The following is a 25,706-nucleotide window of genomic DNA, read 5'->3' as shown; positions in this document are numbered from 1 at the left end:
CTCCTATTGATATACTACTTTAAACTCTTCACATACAAGTTTCATATCTTCACTAAATTCAAGATGGACGCTCTTCAATTCTTCTCTAAAGAATCGCTCATGGTTCTTACGCCAATCCTCCAGCGTCCGGTTACCTTCACCCTCTTTATAGGCATGTTCCTCACTAATATTTTTATAGGCTTCTATATAGACCCGTGTTGTCTGTATGATGCATACGGCCTCATCCTTTGAATCTAAAACAATGCTGTATTCACCTGCCTCGGGAAGCTTTTCACCCTCTAATTCATAAAAGACATAGGCACTGCAAGTCGCTGTTTTGATACCATTGACAACAAGCTTTGCCAGTTTATCAGGATCATCTCAAACTTCCATGCTTCATAAGGAATCGCAGGATCTTTACAAAATTCTTGCCACATTTCCTCTGCTTTCATCACTTACCCCCAAATTATAAATAAACCTATGAAACACCTTAATCATATCACGCTCTTTATCCCGGTGACAATCATCTTTTCAATCAAAAAAGGGTCTTTTTTCAGACCCTTTTAAATTTCTAATATTCTTCCTTGCTTATCAGCCAACAGCACGCTTAGCTTCAACTGATCCTTCACAACTTTACTAATCTCATTCCACTGTCTTCGTGTAAGATTCGTATCATTAAAAGCAATTGAATAATAAGTTTCATCATCATCAATACGTGTGATCAGTTCACTGATCTTATTCGGCAGTGTCTGTTTTCTTCCACGCTTGACACCCTGAACCTGAATGATCCATTTTCTTTCGCCATTCTGAGCCACCAGCTCATTCTTTTCTTCACTGAACGTATAACCGTTCTCGTCTAACCACGATTTCAAAAGATTATTCAAATCTTCCGTATTCCGCTTCATCTTCGCTTTCTTAGACGCTAATTTTTCCTCATACGTCTTAGATGGTCTTCCTCTTTTCTTATTAGGAAAACGCTGCGCACGATCTAAATCATCAACATGAAATCGTATAATCAAATGTGAACCATAACCTGTCGTTCCCTTAGGTGTCTTGATGATCTCATCACCTTCTAATGTCAGCTTATACATTGCCTGACAACAAGTGGGCATCGTCGCATGATTGGGCGATATTTCCTGATGTAATGCTTTACTGGAAATCTCAATCTCATGCAAGCCTGCTTTCCTTGCTTCTTCCTTCTTTGATTCAATTGCATATAAGTAATCTTTAATACCCGGACCTTTCATAATTAATCCCTCCTTCAATAAAAACATTGTAAGACTTTTCGTTTGTCGAAAACACGCACATTATGGTGCTTCTTTAATTTTTTTTGATTTTTGTATATAATAATGTAAGAGGTAACTATGAAAAAATCACAATTTAAGAAATACTTACATATTTTTGATAAGTTAGAAACAGATTCATTCACTCATAACACGGTATTTGAAGCTTTTCTTTCATGTATCAACGAGAAAGATCTCATACTTTCTAAAAAGGAATTTCATCAATTACTTGATTTTCTCATTGCTTCAAAGAATATAAAAATATTAAAAAACGGCTTTGATCTTTCCCAGCCTCTCTATATTTTCGCCAAAAGCTCCCATGATTCAAAGCTGGAAGCTTTGTCTTTATTTGAAGCTCTCATCCAGAAAGAAGAAACCCGTGCTTATTTTAAGACCCATTTAAATGAACCTTTATCTCTACGCTTCATTGATGAAGAATTCCGCCCGATCATCCTTGAAACGCTTTTATTAAAAAAAACAGACCATGTCCGTATTTTCGAACCCAAATGGCTTTATGAATATCAATGGATCCTCGAGGATACAGTAAAAGGTCTTAACTGTTCTGATTGTCTAAAAGCCTGTTATACTCATGACTTATATAGTCATCAAAAGCTGCAGTATCGCAATGAAGGTTCACCGATCGTCAATTATCAGCATTTAAAAGACATGTTAGATATTTTTCCACAAAAAGGGGTTCCTGTTGATCGGGATTGTTCCAAGGATCTGCAAGTCTTTTTCAAAGACTGCCTGTTTAATGAATTTCATCATTCCTGCTGCATCTGTCAGGCGGCTTTGCCACACATGCTGATTGCTTCACATATCAAGCCTTTCCGTGATTGTGGATATCTGATCGAAGCCATGGATTCAAACAATGGATTACTGCTTTGCCGCAATCATGACTATCTTTTCGATCAGGGCTATATCAGCTTTGATGAACAGGGACATCTGCTTATCTGCGATGAGCTTCAGGATAAAAAAGAAATCTATCAGTTAAAAGAAGATTTCAAATTAGATCATACTCACATGAATGCATCACGAAAGCTTTTTCTTGAATATCATCGCCATCATATCTATAAAAAATAATGCTTAACAAAAACAGGACACCTAAGTGTCCTGTTTTTGCATCTTTTTATAATGTTTATTCTTCATCATCTAATGCGAAGATTTGTTCGCCGTCCTGAGAAATCAGAAGTTTTCCTCTTGCATAGTTCATCGCATAGTTAGGATCCTGAAGCATTTCTTTCTGTTCTTCCAGACTTGCCGTTTCATCATCGATCTGAGCTGAAAGTGTTTCTGCCTCATCAATCCTATCCTTGATTTCTTTTGTTGTTAATAATTCGTTAACAACATTGAAAACGAACCAGAAGGAACAAGCAATTAACAAGATACTTTTTAAATGATAATTAAACCTTCTCATTTTTACGTTTCTTTTTGCGTTGCTCATTCTTTAGTTTCGACCTCCTTCTTTTTTCCCTTTGCTTTTCTATTATAGCATAGATTTTCTTTTTCGCAAAACCCAGTTTTTTCTTTAATGGCCGAAACATCTTTTTTATATAGAAAAACAGGGGCAAAAGCATCTCATAAAATAAGTGATAATAAAGATAAAGACCCCATAGAAAGACCGCCATTAAATAAAAATGTGTCATACCACCATTGATACAGTATAAGCCATAATAAAAAAGAAGGGTACAAAACATCGAAAAGAAGATATATAGAAAAGCTTTAAAAACAGAAGCAAAGGCAATACTGCAAAGAGATAAAAAGCTAAACAAAAATCCAAAAACTGCTCCTGCAAGCAGATGATATCCTAAAGAAATCATCTGTTCATACAGATTCATTTGAATAGTCTTGAAAACAGCGATTCTTTGTTTTTATGAGCTGTGGTATATTCTATGCCATCGATATTTCCTTTGATGATGACATCCCCATGCTCAGTATCCAGCTTATTCAATGATAATTCACTTCCTTTTATACACATCCATCCTAATGTCGTTTCTAAGATAAATTCGTTTTCATCAAAACGCTCTACATTTTTTACTCCGGATAATTCAAGAATCTTCCTTTCTTTACAGATAAAATTGTGATACGGATTCGTTTCAAACTTCAGTGCATTTTCCATGGTTCACTCCCCTTGTTCATTGTATGAATGTAAATCAATAATAGAACCTTATAATAAAGAGTCAAAAGTATGATCATATCTTATTAATGAATTGAGTTAATAAAAAGATGACAATTATGCACGGATTTCATAAGATGTCATCTCTTTTTTATTTAAATTTATGTAATCAAGTTGTTTTCAGATAAATATCAGCTTAGCTTTCACTTTGTTTCTTTTCACCGATACTTAACAAGATATTTAATAAGATACCAAAGATTGCTGCTCCGGCAATGCAAGGAATCTGCAAGCCAAAGAATGGGATATTACCTCCGAAAGCATAGTTGCCACCGATACCGATCACCATGATTGCCGCAATGACCGCAATATTTTTTGAAGAGAACATATCCACTTTCTTTTCGATCATGATAGCGATTCCCTGTGCGGCGATTGCTCCGAACAGATAGATTTCAAGACCGCCGATCACAGCCAATGGGATACCATAGATGACTTGAATAAGTGGTGTAAAGAAACTGATGATCATCGCAAAGATTGCTGCAACGACCAGCACTGAAGTAGAGAAGACCTTCGTAATTGCCATCGTCGAGATATTTTCACCGTAGTTGGTTCCGGCAGGACCTCCAACAACACCGGAGATCATATCACAGATACCATCACCGATCAGGTTGCGGTCCAACAGGTCAACCAGGTGATACTTTTTATTGACGCCTTTACGTTTTGCCACATTATTTACATAGATATCCAGCTGATACATATGGGCTGTTGATTCCGGTATCGTTGCAATCGCAATAGGCATGATAGCAGCAACTGCTGTCCATGACACTTTAGGCAAAGAAAAAGCAGGAACAGCAAAGAGAGAACCATCTCCGAGTTTCCAAATAGAAGCTTCTAATGCTGCTGCAGGCATTTCTCTAAAGAGATTTACATCTGCAATCAGATAACAAGCAGCTGCGAACAGACATCCTGTCAATGCGCCAAGCAGTAATGGCAGCTGTCCTAAAAAGCCTTTTAAATATTTGGAATAAAGAATCGTAGAAATCAAAGTTACCAGAGCCACAACAATCCAAAGATTACTTTCAATCGTTGCTGTTTCTACATTCGGAATAGCGTCACTCAATGCATTTCCTGCCAAAGTTAAACCAATGATCATCGCAACAGGTCCTGTTACCGAAGCCGGTAGGATCTTTTCTACAGCCTTGCTGCCAAAGAATCGAACGAGCAGGCCTGCTGCAATTGAAACAAGACCGGAAAGAATGATACCAAACTGGGCATACTGGATTGCTTCTGTGGGAAGAATACCATCCACCTTGACAAAGCCCTCAGCCGCACACATACTGGATATAGCGGTCAGATAAGCAAAGCTTGAACCGTAATAGAGAGGAATCTTTCTTCCGGTAATAACAATGAAGAACAATGTCGCAAGCCCGCTGGCAAAAATGGTGGTCGATACCTGAAAGCCAGTTACCAAAGCTACTGTGACGGTAGCAGGGAACATGACAATCACTTGCTGGATCGCATAGAGTATCAATTTCCCAAGCGTAGGGTTCTCATCAGGCAAATAGCCTTCTGAAGCAAAAGTGTTTTCTTTTCGCATCAAAGATGTCTCCTTTCTATGAATTCCTGCCTCTTTAAAAAGGAGTTTTCTGCTCAACAAAAAGACATTACCGATATCCCCTAATGTCCTATATTTCACAAAAAAGTCCATGAAACTCAGAATCCATTTTTTTGATAATATCATAAAATCAAATAAAATGCTACAAAAAAATGATTTTTTTCAAATTTTCATCCGATCATCAAAAAAAAGATGGCTATTCACCATCTTCACTCATTCTTCTTATTATTATCTCAAATCAGCATAAAGCATCCATACCACCATCCAGACGAATACCGGATCCCATCATATGAGAGGATACATCTGAAGCCAGATAGAGCGCTAAATTAGCAACCTCTTCCGGTTTGCAGTATCTCTTATCCAAATACTGTGCACCAAAGATCTGTTCAGCTTCTTGATGCGTCTTCGTATCACCAAAGGTATTCTTTTCGATTCTTCCGATCATCGGTGTATCGACCCCTCCCGGACAGATATAATTACAGTGGATACCATGAGGACCCAGCTCAAGAGCTACCGTTTTTGTCAGACCTGCTACCGCATGCTTCGATGAGCAATAAGCACTCATTCCCGGAGATGTCGTATAGCTTCCGTTCGATGCGATCGTAACGATGGCACCATTACCATTTTTGATAAGGTAAGGAGCTGCATATTTCATCACAAACATAACACTAAAGACATTGATCTGATATACCTTCATATAGTCTTCCATCGTACAGTCCTGAATCTCTTGATACTTTCCTTCATAGCCTGCATTTGGAATAACGATATCTATCTTGCCAAAATGTTCATAGGCACGATCGATCCAGTTTTTTACCTGTTCTTCCTGGGTTACATCAACAACTGAGGTAAACAATTTATCTTTTGGAATATCCAAGGTAGGAACAAAAGCATCCAGCTTTTTCTGGCTCGTTGAAGAAATCGCCAATTTACATCCTTCACTGGCAAAAGCACGGCACAATGCCTGTCCGATGCCGCCTGTTGAACCGTTGATCAAGACAACCTTATCCGTTAATTTTAAATCCATACAAAACCATCCTTTCTTATGCTTTAAAAGTTTATCTTCACTAACAATTAGATTTTATCACCCGTCCATAAACGTGTAAAGTAAGATGATTCTTGGACATCTATGAAAAAAATCCACATACCTGTGGATTCATTCCATGAATACTTCAGACATTTAAGCTCATTCGCTCTCTTTTTCTTCCCTTTTCTTCTCCTCAATAACTTCAAACATAAGATTTGCCTGCTGCTTATTGACCTGCTTTGCCAGCATCAGGACCCGGATCGTCAATTCCTTCTGTCCAAAGTATATCGTCAGAATATCATTTTCTTTGACTTCACTGCTTGGTTTCGCAATACGTCCATTGATCAATACACGCTGATTATCTGCCAATTCTTTACCGATTGCACGTCTTTTTGATATTCTTGCTACTTTCAGATATTTATCTAAACGCATAATCCACCTCTAGATAAGTTTATCAGTTTATGAATAAAATTACAATTGGTATTTAATTGACAAAAAAGCTGTAAAAGCTTCTACTTTAGGAAAATCTGTCTGTGCTGAAGAAATGATGACAAAGCTTCCCTGCCAGTATCCTTCTATGACGATCGGATAGATGACCCCATTGACCTCATTGACATCACTTACAAATATTTTTTCATTTTTAAATGGAGTGATACGATATACCTGACATTTGCTTATAAACTTTGGATTTACATCTTCTTCAATACCTAATGCTGCCTGATGGATAAAATATACTTTTGTTTTATAGATGTCCTGGAGCGTTTCACATATCTTTAAAATGTCATTTTCTTTTGAGCTTAACGTATCAAATTTTTCTAATATGATTTTTTCATTCTCAATATAAAATTCAATAGAATCTCCCTCTTTCAAATGATATTGTTTCCTTATCTCTTTTGGAATTACTAATCTTCCAAGATCATCCAGTCTTCTTACGATACCTGTAGCTTTCATCTTCATGCCTCCATAACTGATGTCATGCTAGTAGTATCGGCAATTTGTTGGAATCTATACACAAAGCAAAAGAATTATGCTTTCAATGCTTCTTTGCTTCTTTCTATGACCTCAATAACCTTTTCTAACCATTGATTTCTCTTAGGTATCTTAAATTTCATCTTAGAATTACTGTAACGGACAACGATTTCTCTTGAAATAGAAGTAATGATCTCAAAAAGCTTTACACCATCCATCTTATCTGAATAGGATTTTGTGAAGATCAATTCAACTTCCTTTGGATATTCCTTAAATGACTCTACACCTTCTTCATTTACTAAAATATCCAATCGTCTTTTTTCAAACAAATACTGGACTTCTTTTGGCAGCTTACCAAAGTTATCTTTCGTTTCTTCCATCATCGTCAATAATTCCTCTTTAGTCTGAATCTTATCAATATTCTGATAGAAGGTAATTTTCTCATAATCCTCATCACTGAAATGTTTCGGAATATAGGCATCCACCGATACATTGGTCTTGATGATTTCTTTCGGTTCTTCTTTTTTGATACCTTTTTCTTCACTGATTGCCTCATTCAACATCTCAATGTACATATCCATACCTACGGTATCAATGAATCCGGCCTGCTTATCACCTAACATATCACCGGCTCCACGTATCGTCAAATCACGCATGGCTATCTTATAACCGCTTCCTAAGGTCGCAAACTCTTTGATGGCCTTTAAACGTTTTTGGGCTACTTCACTGAGCTGTTTATTCGGTTTATAGAAGAGATAAGCATAAGCCAGACGATCACTTCGTCCAACACGTCCTTTGATCTGATACAGCTGACTTAAGCCAAACGTGTCGGCATTTTCAATAATGATCGTATTGGCATTCGGTATATCAATTCCGGTTTCAATGATCGTCGTACATACCAGGACCTTAAACTCATTGTTGATGAAACGGACCATGACATCTTCAATTGATTCCTTATCCATCTTTCCATGCACGACACCTACATCCACATCCAGATCTTTACGGATCTTGTTTGCGACAGAATAAATATTGTTCACATTGTTGTAAAGATAGAAGACCTGACCGTCACGGGCTAATTCACGCTGGATGATCTCATTGATCATACGCGGATTTTTCTCAAGCACATAGGTTTGGACGCTTTGACGGTTTTTTGGCGGTGTTTCCAATTGGGATAAGCCACGCACTCCGATCAGTGACATCTGAAGCGTACGCGGGATCGGCGTTGCGGATAAAGATAGCACATCGATACTGCTTTTTAATTCCTTGATCCTTTCTTTGTGCTGGACACCAAAGCGCTGTTCCTCATCAATGATCAAAAAGCCCAGATCCTTAAAAACGACATCCTTGCTTAAGATACGATGTGTTCCGATCAATATATCAACTTTGCCCTCTTTTAGATCCCTGAGAATACGCGTCTGTTCCTTTGGTGTCACAAAACGATTCAATACTTCGATATTGACCGCTTCATTTTGAAAACGATGTTTAAACACTTTATAATGCTGCTGGCTCAAGATCGTTGTCGGACATAGAAAGGCCACCTGTTTTTGATCGCTTACAGCCTTATAAGCACCACGTATGGCCACTTCTGTTTTCCCGAAGCCAACATCGCCACACAACAGACGATCCATCGGCTTACCGGATTCCATATCTCTTTTCATCTCTGCGACAGCCTGTTTTTGATCATCAGTGAGCTCATATTCAAATTCATCTTCAAAACGTTTCTGATCTTCACTGTCCTTTGAAAAAGCAAAGCCGATATTTTCTTCACGCAGTGAATACAAGGCCACCAGGCGCTGTGCCAGCTCTTTGATATCCTCACTGATCTTCTTTTTCGTATTCTGCCATTCCTTGCTTCCAAGCTTATTCAGCTTCGGAACAGCTCCCTCTTTTGAGATAAACTTACGCACTAAGCGGAATTGTTCCAAAGGAACAAATAAGACATCATCATTTCGGAAGATGATCTGCAGATAATCTTTATGTAATCCATTAAATTCACGCGTCACGATACCATTATACATACCGATACCATGCTGCTGATGGACGACATAATCCCCTTTCTGCAGCTGTTCATAACTTGTCAGGGCCTGTGCTTTATTAAACTTGTTCGTATGCCGGCCAATGATCCTGCGCTCATTAAACAATTCTTTTGAAGAATAGACGATGACATGTTCTTTGGTACATGAAAAGCCTTCATATAAATCTTTCTTGACAATAAACAGCCCTCGTTTCAAAGGTTCTTTTTCATCAAGAACAACCGCCTTTTCATGCATGTTTTTTAATGTTTCACAAACAAGTGTACTTTCAGTTTCATTTAAACATAAAAGTACCGTATTCTCTTTCGCTTCTTCAATGATCCTTTTTAGTTTCAATTCTAAAGACAGATCCGCCATATCCAGCTGTTGGATGCCGCTGATGATATAACTGTGCATATCCACAAATGACTGAAATTCAACAACCTTCTTTGAACCCAAAGCTTTCTGAAGCGAGGCAAATAAAGAGTAGATCGGTAATGCCCTGCCCTCTTTGACCAACTCCTGTACATAGGCAATCGTTTCTTCCTGAATACGCTTGATCTTTTCTTCTACATCATCAATGCTGCTTAAATAAATGGTCGCATCAAAATAATCCTTGATCGTCGTTTCATGGGAACACAAGGCATAATAACGATAATAATGATTTTCTTTGACATGATTCATCAAACCGTCAAAATCCGCATTGATCGTTTCATCCAACGTTTGATTGATCAATTCACTATGATCCCTCTTTGCTTTTTCCAGTTTTTCATTTCCGCTGGCAATGATCTGCGCAATATCATCATCACTGAATAATAGATCACTGGCAGGTATGATCTTCACTTCATCAACTAGTGAGATCGTACGCTGCGTCACAACATCAAAATAACGAATGCTTTCAATTTCATTATCAAAAAACTCAATACGTATAGGATCATTCTGATTCATCGAAAAGACATCAATGATACCTCCACGATGCGCATAGGTCAAAGGCTGATCCACTCTGGCCGTCATCTCATACCCGGCATAAAAAAGACGCTCTTTCAGCTCATCCATCGAAATTGTCTGATTCACTTTCAGATGAAGCGAGCACTGTCGGAAAAAATCAACACTTGGCAGATAACGAATCAGTCCGGCCGCATGCGTGATCACGATATCTGCTTCCCCTTCCAGCATCGCATTCATCGTTTCTAATTGAACAGCCTTGCTTTCCGGAGAAGAAGCGATGGCTTCGACGCGCAAAGAATCCTCTACGCTGAAAAGCAGCACTTTGGCTGAGGTAAGGGGGATCAATCTGTCCATCAGTTTTTGTGCTGTATATTGGTTGCTTTTTACGATCAGCATTCTTTTTTTCTTCTGCTCATAAGTGGCCGCAATCAGCAGTACTTCCTCGATCGGATTGAGATTCCCGATCTCATTGCCATCACGAAGCAAGACCTCTACTGCAGGGTTATGCGCCAGCTTTTCTAATATCCGCTTCAATTGTACTCTCCCATGACACGTTCAAACGGTTTTGATATAAAATCCACAGCTGCACGGCTCGCCCTTTGCAACGCATCCTCAAAAAGCGTCTGATCCTCTTTCGCTATCTTTCCAAGTACATAATCCTTTGTATCAATGAGCTTATTGTTGCCGATACCGATCCGAATACGCTTAAATTCCTGTGTTCCTAAATGAGCTATGATATTTTTTAAGCCATTCTGTCCGCCGCTGCTTCCTTTCATACGCAAACGAATCTTCCCGATAGGCAGATCCAGATCATCTACCAAAACACAGATATTCTCAATCGGAATATCATAAAAACGTACACAGGCACCTACAGCTTCTCCTGAAAGATTCATATAGGTCTGCGGCTTCATCAATATGACCTTTTCACCATTCACAAAACCAGTCGCTAATTCAGCCTTAAACTTTTTTGTATCAAAACACAGGTTACATGCTTCCGCAACCTTATCAATACACATAAAACCTGCATTATGGCGTGTTTTTTCATATTCTTTCCCCGGATTTCCAAGTCCAACGATTAACTTCATCCGATCACCCCTTTCAACAACAAATCAATCAATACCCCGCTCATGACCGCAACGATACCGATATATAAAACGATCAGCCAGTTTTCTTTCATATTTTTATTATTCTTAAACAACACGGCCAATCCTACTCCGGCACCGCTGCACAAACCGGCAATCATGCTGCCAAATGTCAAAGCGTCCAACATATACAACTGAACCATCAAGATCGAAATAGCACAATTTGGAATAAAACCAACGATAGTTGCGATCACCGGCTGTAAATAAGGATGGACAGCCAATAAGGCACTTAACCGATCTTCACCAATAAAGTAAATGATGATTCCTAAGATTACATTGATCAAAAAGATAAAGAAGACCGTCTTTGCCGTCTTATTCAAAGCATTCACGAAACTATTCGATGAACAGTTACACAAGCCCTCAACTTCAATCTCAAAATCATCCTCATCATTCACCTGCTTATGTATCACAAAGTCAATCAGATAACCTGCTATTAAAGCAATCACGATCTTACAGATCAAAAATAAACCTAATTGACGATACTCACCTGGATTTGAAAGAAACATCGGCAGAGCTTCATCACTGGTCGATATGAAACAAGCAACCAGAGTACCGACACTGATGCCATTTTGCGCATACAGGCTGGCTGCGATCACACTAAAGCCACACTGTGGAATACAGCCCAACAATGCACCAAACAAAGGTCCCAAATGCTTCAGAAATAAAAAGTTCAACTTATATACAGAAGACTTCTTTTCAATAAAATCAAGCACAAGATAAGACAAATATAAAAACGGTACTATTTTTAATGTATCAATAAGTGCATCTAACAGAACATCTACCATAATTTCCTCCAACTGTCCTTATATTATAATCGTTTTTTTGCCGATTTCAAATTATATTCTAAAAAACTCAAAGAAAAGCTGAATCTTCATCCAGCCTTTCTTAACTCATTTTCAAATATTTTAATTATCATTTCCAACCGTTCAAGCAAAGATGCATCAAAACGATAATACACCTCATACTCATGATCGATCAAAATACGCAATATATTCTCTTTATAATAATAAAGATCAAATGATTCTTCATCTTCATTATCATAATGAATCGTCATGATTATATCATCATTTACAGAAACTTGATCAATTTGTTCATAATCAGCACTTGTGATCATCTGACGTGCTTCTTGCCGATATGACATCACAATATCATAAATGGCTTCATCACTCACTCCTTCATGATCATCTTCATAAAACCATTGATCACAAACATTCACTAAATCAGAACTTTCATATACACAACTGACATCATAAGATCCACGATTCAAATCATCAATGACCTGATCCATGACCGTTTCTTTCTTAAAACAGCCACCCAACAAAAGAAGAAACAACAAGAAAATCTTTTTCATCTTTCGATCATTTTTGTTATCGACAAATGAAAACAGCTGACCGGTATCAAAAGAATAAAAGCAACCGGAACAAACATTGACGCAAACACCGGAAAGAAACCTCCAAGAACAGCAATGACAAAAACGATGCCATAACAGAAGATTAATTCTTTCTTCTGACCTTTAAGAAAGATATCCCAATAACCAATCCCATTCTTCAACACTTTAAAGAAATGGAAATACAGGAAAAACCCACCATAAAAGATCAAACCAGCCAAAATATAGGGATTGCTGATGAGTGTTGTCATAAAGAAAGTAAATGACAACTGTGAGATACCCGTGCCATAATCAAAAAGTCCACGATTCCATATAAAACTAATAATTATCCATATTACAGGAACCGAACATAAAGCTGCCAATAAAGATACGTATAAACGCTTCTTTAGATTTGTCATTTTTCCTCCTTTCCATATTTAAAGAGTCAACATATCTGCATTTCATACACTATCTTTTTTCAACAATTGATCATCTTATAAAAATCATCGATCAAAGCAAAAAGGATAATAGAATCAGGGCTACGATTGCTAATGCAATATAGATCACTACCTTATCACTTTTCTTTTTAGGCTTAACTTCATCATCAAAATGTTTTACTTTTCTTGATTCCAATTCCAGCGTTTCAGCTTCTTTTCTATACAGATCTTGTATTCTTGAATTTTTAATCATATCGTTCTCTCCTTTCTATCTTATCTTCTAACTATATTTTAACCGAATTCCCTTTAAATAACAAACATAAGTGACAGAATTGATAGTATAAATTTCTTTCATTTATACATGTATGATCTTTTCTTCATCTAAATCAATGATATAATCAAAATCATCATTTTTAATATTTCTATGCGTAATCATGATCACAGTTCCTTTTAATTTCAAAATATTTGAATAAAAATAATCCAAATACTTCTTATCTAAGCTATTTTCAAATTCATCATATATATTGATAAAGGATTCATTCACCAATGCCCTGCATAAAGAAATTCGTTGTAACTGTCCTCCGGAAAAATTTGATCCACTGTTGATTGCAACTGTATCAGCACCCTTTTCAAAATCATTAAACAAATCATCGATTAGATGTTCTACTCTATCATCGAAGAATAAAACATTATTCCTGATCGTATCATTGAATAATTTGGGATTTTGAAAACTCACGGATACGAAACGATTCTTAATCAAACGACTTTCTTCACCTCCTACTTGTACTTTCCCGCCTGATGGTTCCAACAATCCACAAATAAGTTTTACTAATGTTGTCTTTCCTGTTCCATTACCCCCAATGATCGCTACTTTTGAGCCATAGGGAATCACACCATTCAATTCTTTGATAATTCTTTTATCACCATAAGAAAACGATAAATGATCAAAGGTTATATCATAATGGTTTATTTTCTTCACTTTCAAATCAACCTTTACACTGATCATATCATCCAGACGCCTGCTTGCTTCCTTGAAACGACCAACCACCGCAACATTTGATACAACCTCTTGGATGATCATAAAAAGATTTCCTGAATATAATACAAGACTTGTGATACTTCCCGGATTTATCGTTGAATGGAATACGGATAAAACTAAGATCGAAGCCGTTACGACCACCCCAAATAAACTAATCAATAAACCGTATCCCACAACCCTGAAATCATATCTTATCTTTTCTTTCTGCCATTGATCTTCGATCTTCTCATGTCTGGATAAAACATTTCCAAAAGCATTAAAAATGGAAATATTATCAATATTATTTATGATATCATAGGCGGAGTCTTTTACTTTTGAAAGAGATGATAATTCCGCATTTGCACTTTTCGATAATACCTTAGAACTCTTCATTGAAAGATATACCATCATAAATGCTAACGGTAATAATACCGCAGTAATCAGCCAATCAATTTTTGCCATATAATAGATAGTGATCAACACTGTTGGCAAACTTAATGAAATCCAGGATATCAAACTACTTAATGCATTTTCAAATGTATCGGTCGCATCAACAATGCGGGTCATATACTGACTATTTTCAAAATTACCAAAATTCGGATTCAACATCGCCAACCCAAGAGAATAAGATCTTGTATTCGATAAAAGATGTACCTTGATTGTTGCTTTTATATAAGAAGATATCAATTTAAAGATGATATAGAATAACCTTAAAACAACAAAAAGAAGAATATACCTTACAACATCATCACTTAATAAATGATCAACGACCATACCAATCACATAGGTAGGATATACACTTAAAAACGAAATAACAATATTAAATAGTATTAAAATACTTATGCTCATTCTTTCTTTTTTAAGAATCTTTTTATAACTCTTTTCTGTGTGCATACAATCCCCTTATGGATCATAAAAAGAAAAAATCTATCAACTTCTTCTTTCTATACATAAATCATTATCGTATTAATAAACCGGTCCTTCAACTTTAGCAACATAGGCAACTATCGGAAAATCAATAGAAGAAGGATCAAAATATAACAATTCATCAAATGTTTCTTCATATGCCCCATCTTTATAGAATATTCCATAAACAACAGGTGTTTCTTCATCATCTAATATTACTTCCGGATCATATACCCACTTAAATTCATACCCGGCTTCTTTTGCTTTTACATAATAATCATCTTCAAAAACATAATCTCCGTCAGAATTATTACGCATATAGATATTTCCATCATATACAGGCTCTTTCAATATAAATTCAACCTTATCTTCTGATTTATCTTCTATTCGCTTACCATCAGCTGAAAGTTTTTTCTCCCATGTTTTTTCATCTAAATCAAATAAAACCATCGATACATTCACCGTATTATTTGATAAGACATTGATACATACATCATTATCTTCATTAACAGAAATCTCTAATTTATCTTCATCATAGACTTCATCTGACTGATAAATTTCCTGACTCTCAACATCATTCATCCTATTTTCATTTGATTCGACATCTTTATTCTCATTTTCACAGGCTGTAAGCATCAAGATGCATAAGAATATCATTATCTTTTTCATATCGTTACCTGCCTTACTCTTTATCTTTTAAACAAGTACAAAAACTTTATCCGATCGTATTATCAACAATCTCAAAATTCTGTGTATCTGTATTTAATTTCATGATCACATCACTTTCATATGCAATCTTTTCTGAATGAGTTACCATAATTACGCATTTATGATCTTCATGAGCAATCTTCTTAAATACTTCTATGATCGTTTCACTCGTCTTTGCATCTAAATTCCCTGTTGGCTCATCTGCCATAATCACATCTACATTCGTTGATATGGCACGTGCTATTGCTACTCGCTGCTGCTCACCTCCACTTAACCGGTTGATCCTTCTTGTTGCCTTGCTGCCATCGATCCCTACGCTTTCCAGCACCTTTAATGCAAAAGCTTTCATATCTTTTTCCATTTCATTATCAGTAATCGACATGGCAACCATCACATTCTCCACCGCATTCATATACGGAATCAGATTATAACTTTGAAAAACGATTCCGATCTTATTTCTTCGATATTTTTCATAACCTATTTCCGCAATGCTTTTTCCTTCAAAAAGAATCTCTCCTCTTTCCGGTTTATCCAATGCAGCTATCAGTGACAGAAAAGTCGTCTTACCGGATCCGCTTGCACCTAGGATCGTATAGAACTTTCCTTTATCAAACGATACATTTACATCATTCAAGATCACCTTTCTGGCATCACCATCAGGATATGTAAAGTATAAATCTTTAGTTTCTAATATATTCATAACATCTCCTACATCAATATCTTTTTAGGTTCTATTCTTAACACATACATAACCGGAATTATGGAGGACAATAAGATAACGACAATACTAATTCCATATACGCTGATGACATAAGTGGCATCCAACGTAAATGTAATCTGTTCCGCAACATCATCAATTTGCAGATTCTCTCTGTTCACTGAACCAATTTCTTCTAATTTTAACTGCATTGTTTCTTCTTCCTGCATTAAAGATGATTCCAAAACCTGATCTGTAATCACACTGCCTAATTTAATTCCACTTAATAAAGATAAACTTACTGCCAGCATTGAAATGATGAAAACTTCTAATACAATCTGAGTAATCATCTTCCACTTCTTTTCTCCCAATGAAACATAAATTCCAATCTCATGTTTTCTATCCTTTAAAAACATGACGATGACTAATGTCAAAATGACAACTGAAACAATAATTGAAACGATTAAAACGATATTAGCAATCGTTGATAAGCTCTCAACAGGTCCTGCAACGACATCATATGTATCTCTGGAAGTAAAAAACTCAAAATTAATGAACCCTTTATCTGCATATTCTTTTTTTATTGTATTAACATACATATCTAATTTATCAGGATCATTTAAATCGATTGACATCGAATTTAAAAATATATAATTACTTTTTCGAATTTTTTGATTAGCTGATCGATATTCATCTACATAAGGCTGAAATTCGTTATATTCATCTATCAGTAAAGTAAGTGGAACATAAGCATTTGTATCCATAGCTGATGTATAAGTTGTTACTTGCTTTCCATCTATCTCTACTATTGACGGAGTAAATGAATTATCTCTTAATTCCTCTAAATTTTTATAAAAACCTATAATTTCATATTCAGTTTCAACCTCATAAAACACATCATAATAACCAAACCCTGAAATACTTTCAAATTTTGGAACACGTAACTGTCTGACAAGTGTTATTTTATCACCAATATTTAATTCTTTTTGTTCTCTATTACAAACATAGTAGTATTCACCATCTCCTGAATCATATTCTCTTGAAATATACTCACATGTATCATTCACACTTTTAAAATTTTCATTAAGGATAATAACATTAGCTTTCTGATTTATTTCTTCTTCTGTAAATGTTCTTCCTTCTGTAATCGAGATACGTTCATATTTAATATCTCCAAAATTTGGCTGAATCACCCCCATTACTCGCACACTAACTAAAGGATCAATATCCTCTACTTCACTATAATTCGCATATTCATATGGATTCACAATATCTCGTGATTCATATGAAGGATATTCATACATATAATCACTATATTGAATATCTTCATTATCTGAAATATTCTCAAATATATCTGTAATATCGAACATCTCTTGTACTATTTTATTTTCATAATTTAGTAAATAATCATTGATTTCATCATTCAATTTATCATTCGCATGAATTGTTATCAATGCACCTAGTTTTTGCTTGATATCATTTCTTACAGAAATTGTCGACTGCATGATTGCATATGAACCACAAACCAGATTACCAAGTAAAAAGACAATTAAAAATAAAAGTAATGATTTTGATGGTTTTCTAATTATACTTATGATGCTTCTTTTAAAAAATTTCATTGTATCCTTCCCCCTCTCTTTTCAATTGTTAGCGATTACACTTATATTATAACAGTTTCAAGATCTGTTGTAACTGTTTTCTTGCCATCTTATTATAAAAATAACCCTGAGTATCTATGTTCAGGGTTATGTAAGTTATATTTTTTTTATTATTTATACAACTACCGTTGAAGTTTTTAAATCAATCCAATTAGTACTTCCTGAATTTTTATATTGTAATGTATATGTTACCGAAACACTATCTGATCCATTTGTTTTCACAACTTTTGAAATTCTAGCATTAATCAATGAAGTTTTGCTACCATTAAGGTAAACTGTAACTGAACTAAAACTTAAATTCACATTTGATACGGTTGATGTTACACCACTCTCTGTAACTGTATAACTTCCAGTTAATGTGAATTTAAATGTAACTGTATTACCTTTATCAATCTTATCGTTTGGTTCTGAAAATGACTTGCTAACTGGCACCGTATATGTGCGGGCAAATGGGGTAATAGTATTTTCATTTGCTGCAGTTACTGAAACCATGTTCAATGAACAAAATGTACATAACATTAAACTAAGAACACTAATCCCTTTCATTAGTTTTTTAAACATAACAATACCTCCTGTTTCTCATTTAATTTAAAACTTAATGATTTTCAAAAACCTTTTCATTATATATCCAATTCCAGTCTTTCTAATTCTTCATAAGTCCTTTTCATTATGATTTCCTCCTACTATAAACAGAAAAGTTGATTCATTTCTCTTTGTTTACGCTTACATTATAAAATGTAATAGTTTCTCAAAACAAATTTATTTTCACGTGATACTTTACCTTGTTATTTTGCTTAATTTCTTTATAAGGATACAAAAAAAGAAAGAAATTTGTTATGTGTTTTTAATTAACAAACATATTTTCTTTCTTGTTGGTATTAGACATACATAATTCACGTGAATTTACATATTTTCCAATAAAAATATTTTTTCTTTTTGATAGAAAAATCCTTTTTCATAATCTTTTCTTTTTTCCAACAGCTCTATCACAATATCAATGTAGAATATTGATAACTCTAAATCTTCCTGATTTTTATAATATTCATATACTTTAATTGCCTTTTCTATCAATCGATCATTTGGTACTTTATCATATTGTGCTACGATCATTTCATAAAGATTCCATAACATTTTTAATTCTCTATCTAAATGAAAATGATTCATCTTCACGATCCAGCTATTTGCATTATTTATGTCTCCTAGCTTATAATAACACCAAATATATTGTAAATGATCTCTTTTATCTATTTTTCCATATTTGCATGCAATATCCATTTCATTTACTGCCTTTTCATATTGTCTTTGTTCAATATAAATACATGCAAGAGTGCTATGTACATTCATAGTATTTTTATTATTTTCTTTCTCAAAATCTAATAATTTTAATCGCATTTTATAATGATATATTGCTTTCTCAAAATTTCTATATGTTGAATAATAATTTCCTAATATCATCTCACAATCGGACACTCTTTTTAGTGAATAATATTTTTGAAAAACATTTTTCGCATCCAATAAATATTCCGCATCGGTTTTTCTTAACCATTCATAGTTATACGCAAAGCTCATGTGAAAATGAATCATGGCAATTGTCTTTTCATCATAGCGTTGGAGCTTTGCCTTATCCAAATATTCTAAACCATCTTTTGTATTTTTCTTTTTTAAAAGATAGTATCCTTTATATTCATAATAAATCTGTAGTACCTTTTGATCTTGAATTTCTCTCTTTTCAATATCATAAATCAAAGAATCAATTTCTTCTGTATTTTTATAATGAATGTTATAAATTAATTCCATTACCAGTATTTTATAATAATCATAATTTTTTTGATATCGCTTTTTATTTTCTTGAATGATTGTATAATATTTTTCATAATCTGCTTTTCGATAAAATAAATCATCCAATAAATTGTCAAACATTTCATTGATTTCAATACTGACTTCTAATACTTCATTTAAATCAATTTTAAGTACACTCAAAATGAGCTGAAGCTTTTCCTCTGTAGGAACTTCAACTCCTTTTTCATAGCGAGAAATGATCTGATGACTGATTCCAGTAATTTCGCCCAGTTCTTTTTGGCTTATTCCTTTTCTCTTACGAGAATAATGGATTAAATATGCTATTTCTTTGCTATTCATATTCTTACTCATCTGGCCATTTCTTGTTATAAGGCTCTACACACTCTTCGCAGGTATGCGTACAGTTAACCCCATCTTCCCCACACTCTTCTGTATGAACATGGGTACAGTGTCCGGGAGTACATACTACCGCTGCCAGCAATAGAGTTAATAATGCTGATAGATACTTCTTCATATTCATGATCCTCCTTGTAAATATTATAAATTCAAGTAAAATATACTACAAATTAAAATTCACGTGAATTTATTCGATTGCAACCAATCTTACATTTACGACCCCATCCATGTCTGAAAGACGCTGTAAAAGCTGTTCGATCGTTTCTAACATTTCTCCCATGTCGATGACTAATTCCAGACTTGCTCTTTTGTTGATGATGATACTTTGACTTACAGATAGAATATTGACATTGACTAATAACAAATCATTTAAGACTTCTGAAAGGATTCCTTTTTCATTTTTTAACAGTAGTGAAATAATGGCTTTTTTTCCTGTAGAATCTTCTTGTGGTGTAAATACATAGTCTTTATATTTATAGTATGTACTTCTGGAGATACCTACTTTTTTTACGGCTTTGCTGACTTCCATACCGGAATTGACCAGATTTTTCGCATCGACTACTTTTTCAAAATAATCAGGTAATATTTCTTTATCGATAATCAGATATTTTTCAATCATATTTCCTCCTAATCACCTTTAGTGATATTTATCCTTGAATCTTATAAATACAGATGATCATTACTGAAACTTATTTTTTATCATGATACGATGTTTTTTAATAAAAGACAAGTGTTTTTATATGAAAGACAATCGTATTAAGAGTGATTGATCATATGAAGTGATGCTATATGAACTATAAAAGAGAAGAGGTTTATGGTAAAATGATACATGGATTTCAAATTGTCAATTTATTCATGCCATGATATTAGAATAAATGAATATTTGGACAATGTTTTTTAAAGATCGGATCTTAGGCCATTCATGAACCAAATTATATGAAAATCATAGCTTATACTGAGATGTGATTTTATAAACAGAATCTTATATTATTCTTATCAAATCATCAAATAACATTATTGATGTATATAGGATATTCAAATGCTGATTTTGTTAATGAGAAATCATAAGGGAGAATTCATGAAAACATATACCGTAGCTGTTTTAGGTGCCAGTGGTGCAGTTGGCAAAGCCATGATCCAAGCTTTAGAAGAAAGAAATTTTCCGTTAAAAAGGCTCGTTCTATTGGCTAGTGAAAGAAGTGTTGGCAAAAGGATCTTATTTAAAGGGAAAGAAGTTTTCATTCAAAAAACAGATGAACATAGCTTTGATGACTGCGATATCGTTTTAGGGGCTGTTGGAAATGATCTATCGAAAAAATATGCACCTTTCATAAAAAAAGCTCATGCATTATTCATTGATAATTCAAGTGCCTTTCGACTTGAAGATGATGTGCCTTTAGTTGTACCTGAAATTAATGGTACCGATATCTTACACCATCAGGGTATCATTGCCAATCCCAATTGTTCTACTATTATTGGATGCATTGCCATTTATGCTCTTCATCAGCTTTCATCGATTCAATCTATGATTGTTTCAACCTATCAGGCAGTCAGTGGTGCCGGTATCAAAGGAATGTATGAATATGAGAAACAGTTGGAAGATCTGACACAAAATAAAGAAATAAATACTGATGTTTTTCCTTATCAAATCGTATCAAATGTGATTCCTCAAATTGGTGAATTTAATGAAAATGGTTATACCGGTGAAGAGATGAAAATGCAGAATGAAGGAAGAAAGATCCTACATGCACCTCAACTAAAGGTAAATTGTACCTGTGTCCGTGTGCCTGTTTTACGAAGTCATTCATTATCAATGACTTTATATTTTGAAAAAGAAATAACAGTTGGAGAAGTAAGAGAAGCATTACGCTCAGCCCAAGGCTGTCGTCTTATTGATGAGCCTTTTTATCCGATGCCTTTGGATTGTTCAAATCAGGATCTTATTTATGTAGGACGTATCCGCCGGGATCTTACTTCATCTAAAGGTATTACTTTATGGTGCTGTGGTGATCAGATACGTAAGGGAGCCGCTGTAAATGCTATTCAGATTTGTGAAAAATATATTGAATTGGAGGTATAAATGAAAGAAATAGATGTTGTATGTGGTGCTATTCAGATAGATGATAAGTTTTTGATTGCACGCCGAAGCAAGGGTGCTGATCCCGGTTTCTGGGAATTTCCCGGAGGAAAAGTAGAACAAAATGAAAGCAGGGAAGAAGCACTTATCCGTGAATTGAAAGAAGAATTAGGCGTTGATGTTGAAATCATTCAATATCTTTGCAGCATTGATGACTCGAGAGAAAATTTTGTTCTTCATGTACATGCTTTTTTGTGTCACATAAAAAAGGGTACACCTCATTTAGAAGTACATGATGAAATCAAGCTAGTGAATGCTCGTGATCTTTATGATCACAAATTTCAAAAAGCTGATCTTGATATTTTAAATCAGATAAATCAACTTATGATAATTTAAAATACCAATTAACAATGGCATTTTATTTCATTATCATCTCTAAGATGTATTGGATCGTATTACAAATATTATCAAAAGATATATCATTTGCATAATTAAATTTTTGTTGATATTTTATCCATAAATTTTGCAGTTTCTTATCTTTATGAATATTTTTCATTATCACTGAATAATTTTCTAAAAGGTGAACACTTTCTCTTTTTTTCATAGTTTTTATTAATGCTAATTTCAACATATTAATATCAAAATCTGAATCATGCAATCGATAGAGAACATAAATATCATAGAAATCTCGAAGTCGTGTATTGGCAACTTCTCTTGATAATACTGTCTCTATTTTTTCAGCTAATACTGTCTCTATACTATAAGCAAGAATATGAATCTTATGCTCATCAAATAATGACTGAAAGCTATATTCTATCTCTCTTGGCGTAATAACATCACCCGTAGTTATATCAACATTTAAAGGAACACTTATAGGAACATAGGTTGCTTTTAATGCTGCTCTGATTCCCGGATAACGATCTCCTTCACATATATCTGAAGTATTGATAATTTCAAATTGAATATTGTCATCTACTTCTACATCACAAATATCTTTAAAAATATTACCGACTGATTCATGTGTTAATGAAAATCCTTTAATAGTTGTGTCTAAATCCATCGTCGTTCTTGTTTCTAAACCTACAATAGATGAAATAAGATATCCACCTTTAAGAATAAAATTATGACTATACTTTGATAATGATATTCTTTCTAATAACCGTTCCAGCATATAATTTTGCATAACGAGTTGCGGAGAAATCTTCTTTTCTACAGCTTTTTTCTTGATTAAAGCCTTAAGTTACATTGAATTTTTAATTTTCATAATAATACCTCCATATAATGTAACACTTTAGGCTTTACATGAAGTTGTTCTGCATAATGCATCAATTTATGTATATTTCTTGAAGAAGAAGTTGCATATTTCTTCATAGCTGAAACAACAATCTGAATATCGATATCATTACCACGGAGAATATCACATAAAGTTCTTTCAAGATCATAAATAAAAATAGGATTTCCACAAGGTGATTTAAATTCAATAATTCCAAATGAATAATTTTTTGGTATGACACGTTTAACAATGATATTTTCTTGCTTCAAAGAAGGAGTATTATATCCTTTTGGAAAAGTCATCGTATATTGTGCTGGTGTTCGATCACTATAACCTAACAAATATAAAGCTGTATCGTGTGAATAAATACCTTTTCCATATTTAAGCTGCAATAGATAAAAATCATCTTCCCAAGCATCTTTACATACATAAAGACCTCGACTAAAACGATAAAGTTGTCCTTCTTTTACAAGTTTTTGTAAGTATCCACGATGAATACCGGAAGAAGATATTTGTTGCGTAGTAATAATTCCATTATTTGATAATTCTAATATTCTATCGATTTTCTCCTTATTTTTCATAAATTGATCCTTTCTTTTGAACAATAACACATTATTTTATATCAAATTAATGTGTATTTGTCAATTTATTGATATGGTTTCATTTATGATCAAAATAAAGTAATCATGATTTCTTAATAATTATTACCTCCTACTATTATATATGCACGAATCTTTCAAAATTCCCACATAAAATAAAAAAATCCTTGTTTCCACAAAGATTTTATGATTTTCCTTAATTTTTTCTATAATATTTATATCCTAAAGCAGCCGAACTTAAGGCAATCAGCATAATAAGTCCCTCAGCTATCCATATATTTGATATCAATCCTCTTTGATTCAATAAAGAAGGAAGATTCATAACGAAATGGAATATTAAGGCATAAATAAAATAACGCTTTTCTTTTTTATAGACAGCCCTATAAACAATAAGTGAGCATGAAAGATGAAAAACAAGAATACTGATCCTCTCTGCTATGCACATCATACTCTCCCTTATTCCATAATTTTTCAAAGAAGTTATCATTTCTACGATAGCTGATTGCTGTACTTCATTACTCCCACTCAGCATGGCATCTAAACCCACAGAATTAAAAATCATGCCAAACATCCATGAACTCAATAAAGAGATACCAATGATCAGAATCATTTCGATGCCGCCATGTCCCAATCCATAGGTCAGGGCATCTTCTTTATGATTCTCTTTTAGAATATATTTAAAAGCAATATATCGGCTTCCTTCTTCAATCAGTGCTGCTGCCAGACAGCTGTATATGATATAAAAAAGCGTATTATTAAATAATATCTCATTTTGAAAAACCAGCTCATTGACGACACTTTCTATGACCAATACAAAAAATATATAAAAAGCAGCACCCATAAAAAAAGGTTTCATTGATAATTCTTTTTTTCTTGTCCATATGAATGCCAAAATAATTGGCAAAAGGGAACAAAATAAAGCCGTAGATCCTAAGATCACTAATGAAGATGTAGGTATCATAATTTCTCCTTTTTTTCATTATATCATATTTTAGAAGCATATAATTTGTTTTTAATGAAATAGAGCGTATAGTAAAGATATAGAAACGAGGATATTATGAGTTATATAGATATTATAAAAAGCAGAAGAAGCATCTATGATCTAAACGATCAGCTTCCTATCAGTGAAAAGGTGGTCATTAATACGATCAAGCATGTAATCGTAGAATCACCCACAGCCTTTAATATGCAGTCATCTCATCTGGTTGTTTTGATGAACGATGATCATTCAAAGCTGTGGCAGATCGTTACAGACACATTAAAGAAGGAAGTTGCAGAAGATAAGTTTGCTTCTACACAGGCCAAGATGGATATGTTTTCCAAAGCAAAAGGAACGATTCTTTTCTTCGATGACCGTCATGTGATCGATCAATTGAAAAAAGATTTTCCACTTTATAAAGATCAGTTTGATATGTTTGCAGATCATAGCATGGGCCTGCTTCAGGGAAATATTTGGAATGCATTAGCTGAATTGAAGATTGGAGCTTCTTTACAGCACTATAACCCTTTGATCGATGATGAAGTGAAAAAGCAATGGAATGTTCCTGAATACTATCATTTGACAGCACAGATGGTATTTGGCGGTATTGGAAGCATTCCTGAACCTAAGGAAAAGCTGGATGCAGATGAACGTGTCATCGTTTATTCGAATGTATAAAAAAACAGTGAATGCTGTTTTTTTTCTTG

31 protein-coding genes are annotated in these 25,706 nt (G+C 34.3%); 4 read left to right on the top strand and 27 right to left on the bottom strand.

Going from position 1 to position 25,706, the window contains the following annotated elements; translation table 11 throughout:
- Window positions 1-3 precede the first annotated feature (3 nt).
- From ACZYT3_RS03390 to ACZYT3_RS03380, 3 genes are all read right to left on the bottom strand, one after another.
- The gene (locus ACZYT3_RS03390; RefSeq protein ID WP_464087729.1) at window positions 4-321 is read right to left on the bottom strand and encodes an ASCH domain-containing protein; all 318 of its coding nucleotides are present in this window, start codon (window positions 319-321) and stop codon (window positions 4-6) included.
- Window positions 279-431, bottom strand: coding sequence for a hypothetical protein (locus tag ACZYT3_RS03385; protein WP_464087687.1), 153 nt, complete (start codon window positions 429-431; stop codon window positions 279-281). The genes ACZYT3_RS03390 and ACZYT3_RS03385 overlap by 43 nt, the downstream gene beginning before the upstream one ends.
- Window positions 432-542: 111 nt before the next feature.
- Window positions 543-1,226, bottom strand: a complete 684-nt coding sequence (locus ACZYT3_RS03380; RefSeq protein WP_464087686.1) for an AT hook domain-containing protein — start codon at window positions 1,224-1,226, stop codon at window positions 543-545.
- 117 nt (window positions 1,227-1,343) lie between these two features.
- Here ACZYT3_RS03380 and ACZYT3_RS03375 point away from each other — a divergent pair, with 117 nt between their 5' ends.
- Window positions 1,344-2,345 carry an HNH endonuclease gene (locus ACZYT3_RS03375; RefSeq protein ID WP_464087685.1) on the top strand — a complete coding sequence of 334 codons (1,002 nt, stop codon included), beginning with the start codon at window positions 1,344-1,346 and terminating at the stop codon, window positions 2,343-2,345.
- Between the two features lie 55 nt (window positions 2,346-2,400).
- Here the strand turns inward: ACZYT3_RS03375 and ACZYT3_RS03370 are convergent, their stop codons facing one another.
- The 21 genes from ACZYT3_RS03370 to ACZYT3_RS03270 form a co-directional block, all read right to left on the bottom strand.
- Window positions 2,401-2,706, bottom strand: a complete 306-nt coding sequence (locus ACZYT3_RS03370) for a septum formation initiator family protein (RefSeq protein ID WP_294562526.1) — start codon at window positions 2,704-2,706, stop codon at window positions 2,401-2,403.
- Complete coding sequence (gene yabQ / locus ACZYT3_RS03365; RefSeq protein WP_365936221.1) at window positions 2,666-3,082, bottom strand: spore cortex biosynthesis protein YabQ; 417 nt, start codon at window positions 3,080-3,082, stop codon at window positions 2,666-2,668. The genes ACZYT3_RS03370 and yabQ overlap by 41 nt, the downstream gene beginning before the upstream one ends.
- Before the next feature lie 14 nt (window positions 3,083-3,096).
- Window positions 3,097-3,381 carry a sporulation protein YabP gene (gene yabP / locus ACZYT3_RS03360; protein ID WP_294562525.1) on the bottom strand — a complete coding sequence of 95 codons (285 nt, stop codon included), beginning with the start codon at window positions 3,379-3,381 and terminating at the stop codon, window positions 3,097-3,099.
- Window positions 3,382-3,574: 193 nt separating this feature from the next.
- Window positions 3,575-4,972 (bottom strand): uracil-xanthine permease family protein, encoded by a 1,398-nt coding sequence (locus ACZYT3_RS03355; protein WP_294562523.1) that lies wholly within the window; start codon window positions 4,970-4,972, stop codon window positions 3,575-3,577.
- Window positions 4,973-5,228: 256 nt separating this feature from the next.
- Window positions 5,229-6,014 carry an SDR family NAD(P)-dependent oxidoreductase gene (locus ACZYT3_RS03350; protein WP_464087684.1) on the bottom strand — a complete coding sequence of 262 codons (786 nt, stop codon included), beginning with the start codon at window positions 6,012-6,014 and terminating at the stop codon, window positions 5,229-5,231.
- 159 nt (window positions 6,015-6,173) lie between these two features.
- Window positions 6,174-6,446, bottom strand: coding sequence for an RNA-binding S4 domain-containing protein (locus ACZYT3_RS03345; protein WP_294561740.1), 273 nt, complete (start codon window positions 6,444-6,446; stop codon window positions 6,174-6,176).
- A 39-nt stretch (window positions 6,447-6,485) separates the two neighbouring features.
- Window positions 6,486-6,965, bottom strand: a complete 480-nt coding sequence (locus ACZYT3_RS03340) for an AbrB/MazE/SpoVT family DNA-binding domain-containing protein (protein WP_294561741.1) — start codon at window positions 6,963-6,965, stop codon at window positions 6,486-6,488.
- A 74-nt stretch (window positions 6,966-7,039) separates the two neighbouring features.
- A complete protein-coding gene (gene mfd, locus ACZYT3_RS03335) occupies window positions 7,040-10,477 on the bottom strand; it encodes a transcription-repair coupling factor (RefSeq protein WP_464087683.1) in 3,438 nt (1,145 codons plus the stop codon).
- Window positions 10,474-11,028: an aminoacyl-tRNA hydrolase gene (gene pth / locus ACZYT3_RS03330; protein ID WP_464087682.1), complete on the bottom strand. Its 555-nt coding sequence runs from the start codon at window positions 11,026-11,028 to the stop codon at window positions 10,474-10,476. Before pth ends, mfd begins: the two co-directional genes overlap by 4 nt.
- On the bottom strand, window positions 11,025-11,870 hold the full coding sequence (locus ACZYT3_RS03325) for a putative manganese transporter (RefSeq protein WP_294561744.1): 846 nt from the start codon (window positions 11,868-11,870) through the stop codon (window positions 11,025-11,027). The genes pth and ACZYT3_RS03325 overlap by 4 nt, the downstream gene beginning before the upstream one ends.
- 86 nt (window positions 11,871-11,956) lie before the next feature.
- On the bottom strand, window positions 11,957-12,436 hold the full coding sequence (locus ACZYT3_RS03320) for a hypothetical protein (protein ID WP_464087681.1): 480 nt from the start codon (window positions 12,434-12,436) through the stop codon (window positions 11,957-11,959).
- On the bottom strand, window positions 12,433-12,870 hold the full coding sequence (locus tag ACZYT3_RS03315; protein WP_464087680.1) for a hypothetical protein: 438 nt from the start codon (window positions 12,868-12,870) through the stop codon (window positions 12,433-12,435). Before ACZYT3_RS03315 ends, ACZYT3_RS03320 begins: the two co-directional genes overlap by 4 nt.
- 91 nt (window positions 12,871-12,961) lie before the next feature.
- Window positions 12,962-13,141, bottom strand: a complete 180-nt coding sequence (locus ACZYT3_RS03310; protein ID WP_464087679.1) for a hypothetical protein — start codon at window positions 13,139-13,141, stop codon at window positions 12,962-12,964.
- A 102-nt stretch (window positions 13,142-13,243) separates the two neighbouring features.
- Window positions 13,244-14,800, bottom strand: a complete 1,557-nt coding sequence (locus tag ACZYT3_RS03305; RefSeq protein WP_464087678.1) for an ATP-binding cassette domain-containing protein — start codon at window positions 14,798-14,800, stop codon at window positions 13,244-13,246.
- Window positions 14,801-14,872: 72 nt separating this feature from the next.
- Window positions 14,873-15,481, bottom strand: a complete 609-nt coding sequence (locus ACZYT3_RS03300; RefSeq protein WP_464087677.1) for a hypothetical protein — start codon at window positions 15,479-15,481, stop codon at window positions 14,873-14,875.
- Window positions 15,482-15,527: 46 nt separating this feature from the next.
- Entirely contained in the window at window positions 15,528-16,220 is a 693-nt protein-coding gene (locus ACZYT3_RS03295) for an ABC transporter ATP-binding protein (protein WP_464087676.1), read from the bottom strand.
- 8 nt (window positions 16,221-16,228) lie between these two features.
- Entirely contained in the window at window positions 16,229-17,836 is a 1,608-nt protein-coding gene (locus ACZYT3_RS03290; RefSeq protein ID WP_464087675.1) for an FtsX-like permease family protein, read from the bottom strand.
- Between the two features lie 153 nt (window positions 17,837-17,989).
- The gene (locus ACZYT3_RS03285; RefSeq protein WP_464087674.1) at window positions 17,990-18,436 is read right to left on the bottom strand and encodes a hypothetical protein; all 447 of its coding nucleotides are present in this window, start codon (window positions 18,434-18,436) and stop codon (window positions 17,990-17,992) included.
- Window positions 18,437-18,778: 342 nt separating this feature from the next.
- Entirely contained in the window at window positions 18,779-20,014 is a 1,236-nt protein-coding gene (locus tag ACZYT3_RS03280; RefSeq protein WP_464087673.1) for a helix-turn-helix domain-containing protein, read from the bottom strand.
- 4 nt (window positions 20,015-20,018) lie between these two features.
- Complete coding sequence (locus ACZYT3_RS03275; RefSeq protein ID WP_294561754.1) at window positions 20,019-20,189, bottom strand: hypothetical protein; 171 nt, start codon at window positions 20,187-20,189, stop codon at window positions 20,019-20,021.
- Window positions 20,190-20,258: 69 nt separating this feature from the next.
- On the bottom strand, window positions 20,259-20,690 hold the full coding sequence (locus ACZYT3_RS03270) for an ACT domain-containing protein (protein ID WP_294561755.1): 432 nt from the start codon (window positions 20,688-20,690) through the stop codon (window positions 20,259-20,261).
- Window positions 20,691-21,149: 459 nt separating this feature from the next.
- Between ACZYT3_RS03270 and ACZYT3_RS03265 the strand changes: the two genes are divergently transcribed.
- Window positions 21,150-22,151 (top strand): aspartate-semialdehyde dehydrogenase, encoded by a 1,002-nt coding sequence (locus tag ACZYT3_RS03265; RefSeq protein WP_464087672.1) that lies wholly within the window; start codon window positions 21,150-21,152, stop codon window positions 22,149-22,151.
- Window positions 22,152-22,544 carry a (deoxy)nucleoside triphosphate pyrophosphohydrolase gene (locus tag ACZYT3_RS03260; RefSeq protein WP_464087671.1) on the top strand — a complete coding sequence of 131 codons (393 nt, stop codon included), beginning with the start codon at window positions 22,152-22,154 and terminating at the stop codon, window positions 22,542-22,544.
- Window positions 22,545-22,566: 22 nt separating this feature from the next.
- On the opposite strand, the gene ACZYT3_RS03255 is transcribed toward ACZYT3_RS03260, so the two are convergent.
- The 3 genes from ACZYT3_RS03255 to ACZYT3_RS03245 form a co-directional block, all read right to left on the bottom strand.
- Entirely contained in the window at window positions 22,567-23,319 is a 753-nt protein-coding gene (locus ACZYT3_RS03255; RefSeq protein ID WP_464087670.1) for a nucleotidyl transferase AbiEii/AbiGii toxin family protein, read from the bottom strand.
- An 89-nt stretch (window positions 23,320-23,408) separates the two neighbouring features.
- Complete coding sequence (locus ACZYT3_RS03250; RefSeq protein WP_464087669.1) at window positions 23,409-24,002, bottom strand: type IV toxin-antitoxin system AbiEi family antitoxin domain-containing protein; 594 nt, start codon at window positions 24,000-24,002, stop codon at window positions 23,409-23,411.
- Between the two features lie 214 nt (window positions 24,003-24,216).
- Entirely contained in the window at window positions 24,217-24,981 is a 765-nt protein-coding gene (locus tag ACZYT3_RS03245; protein WP_464087668.1) for a YhfC family intramembrane metalloprotease, read from the bottom strand.
- A gap of 96 nt (window positions 24,982-25,077) precedes the next feature.
- Here ACZYT3_RS03245 and ACZYT3_RS03240 point away from each other — a divergent pair, with 96 nt between their 5' ends.
- Window positions 25,078-25,677, top strand: a complete 600-nt coding sequence (locus tag ACZYT3_RS03240; RefSeq protein WP_464087667.1) for a nitroreductase family protein — start codon at window positions 25,078-25,080, stop codon at window positions 25,675-25,677.
- Window positions 25,678-25,706: the final 29 nt, after the last annotated feature.

The sequence above is a fragment of the Traorella sp. mt218 genome, from assembly GCF_055420025.1.
This window is presented reverse-complemented; position numbering and strand designations above follow the sequence as displayed.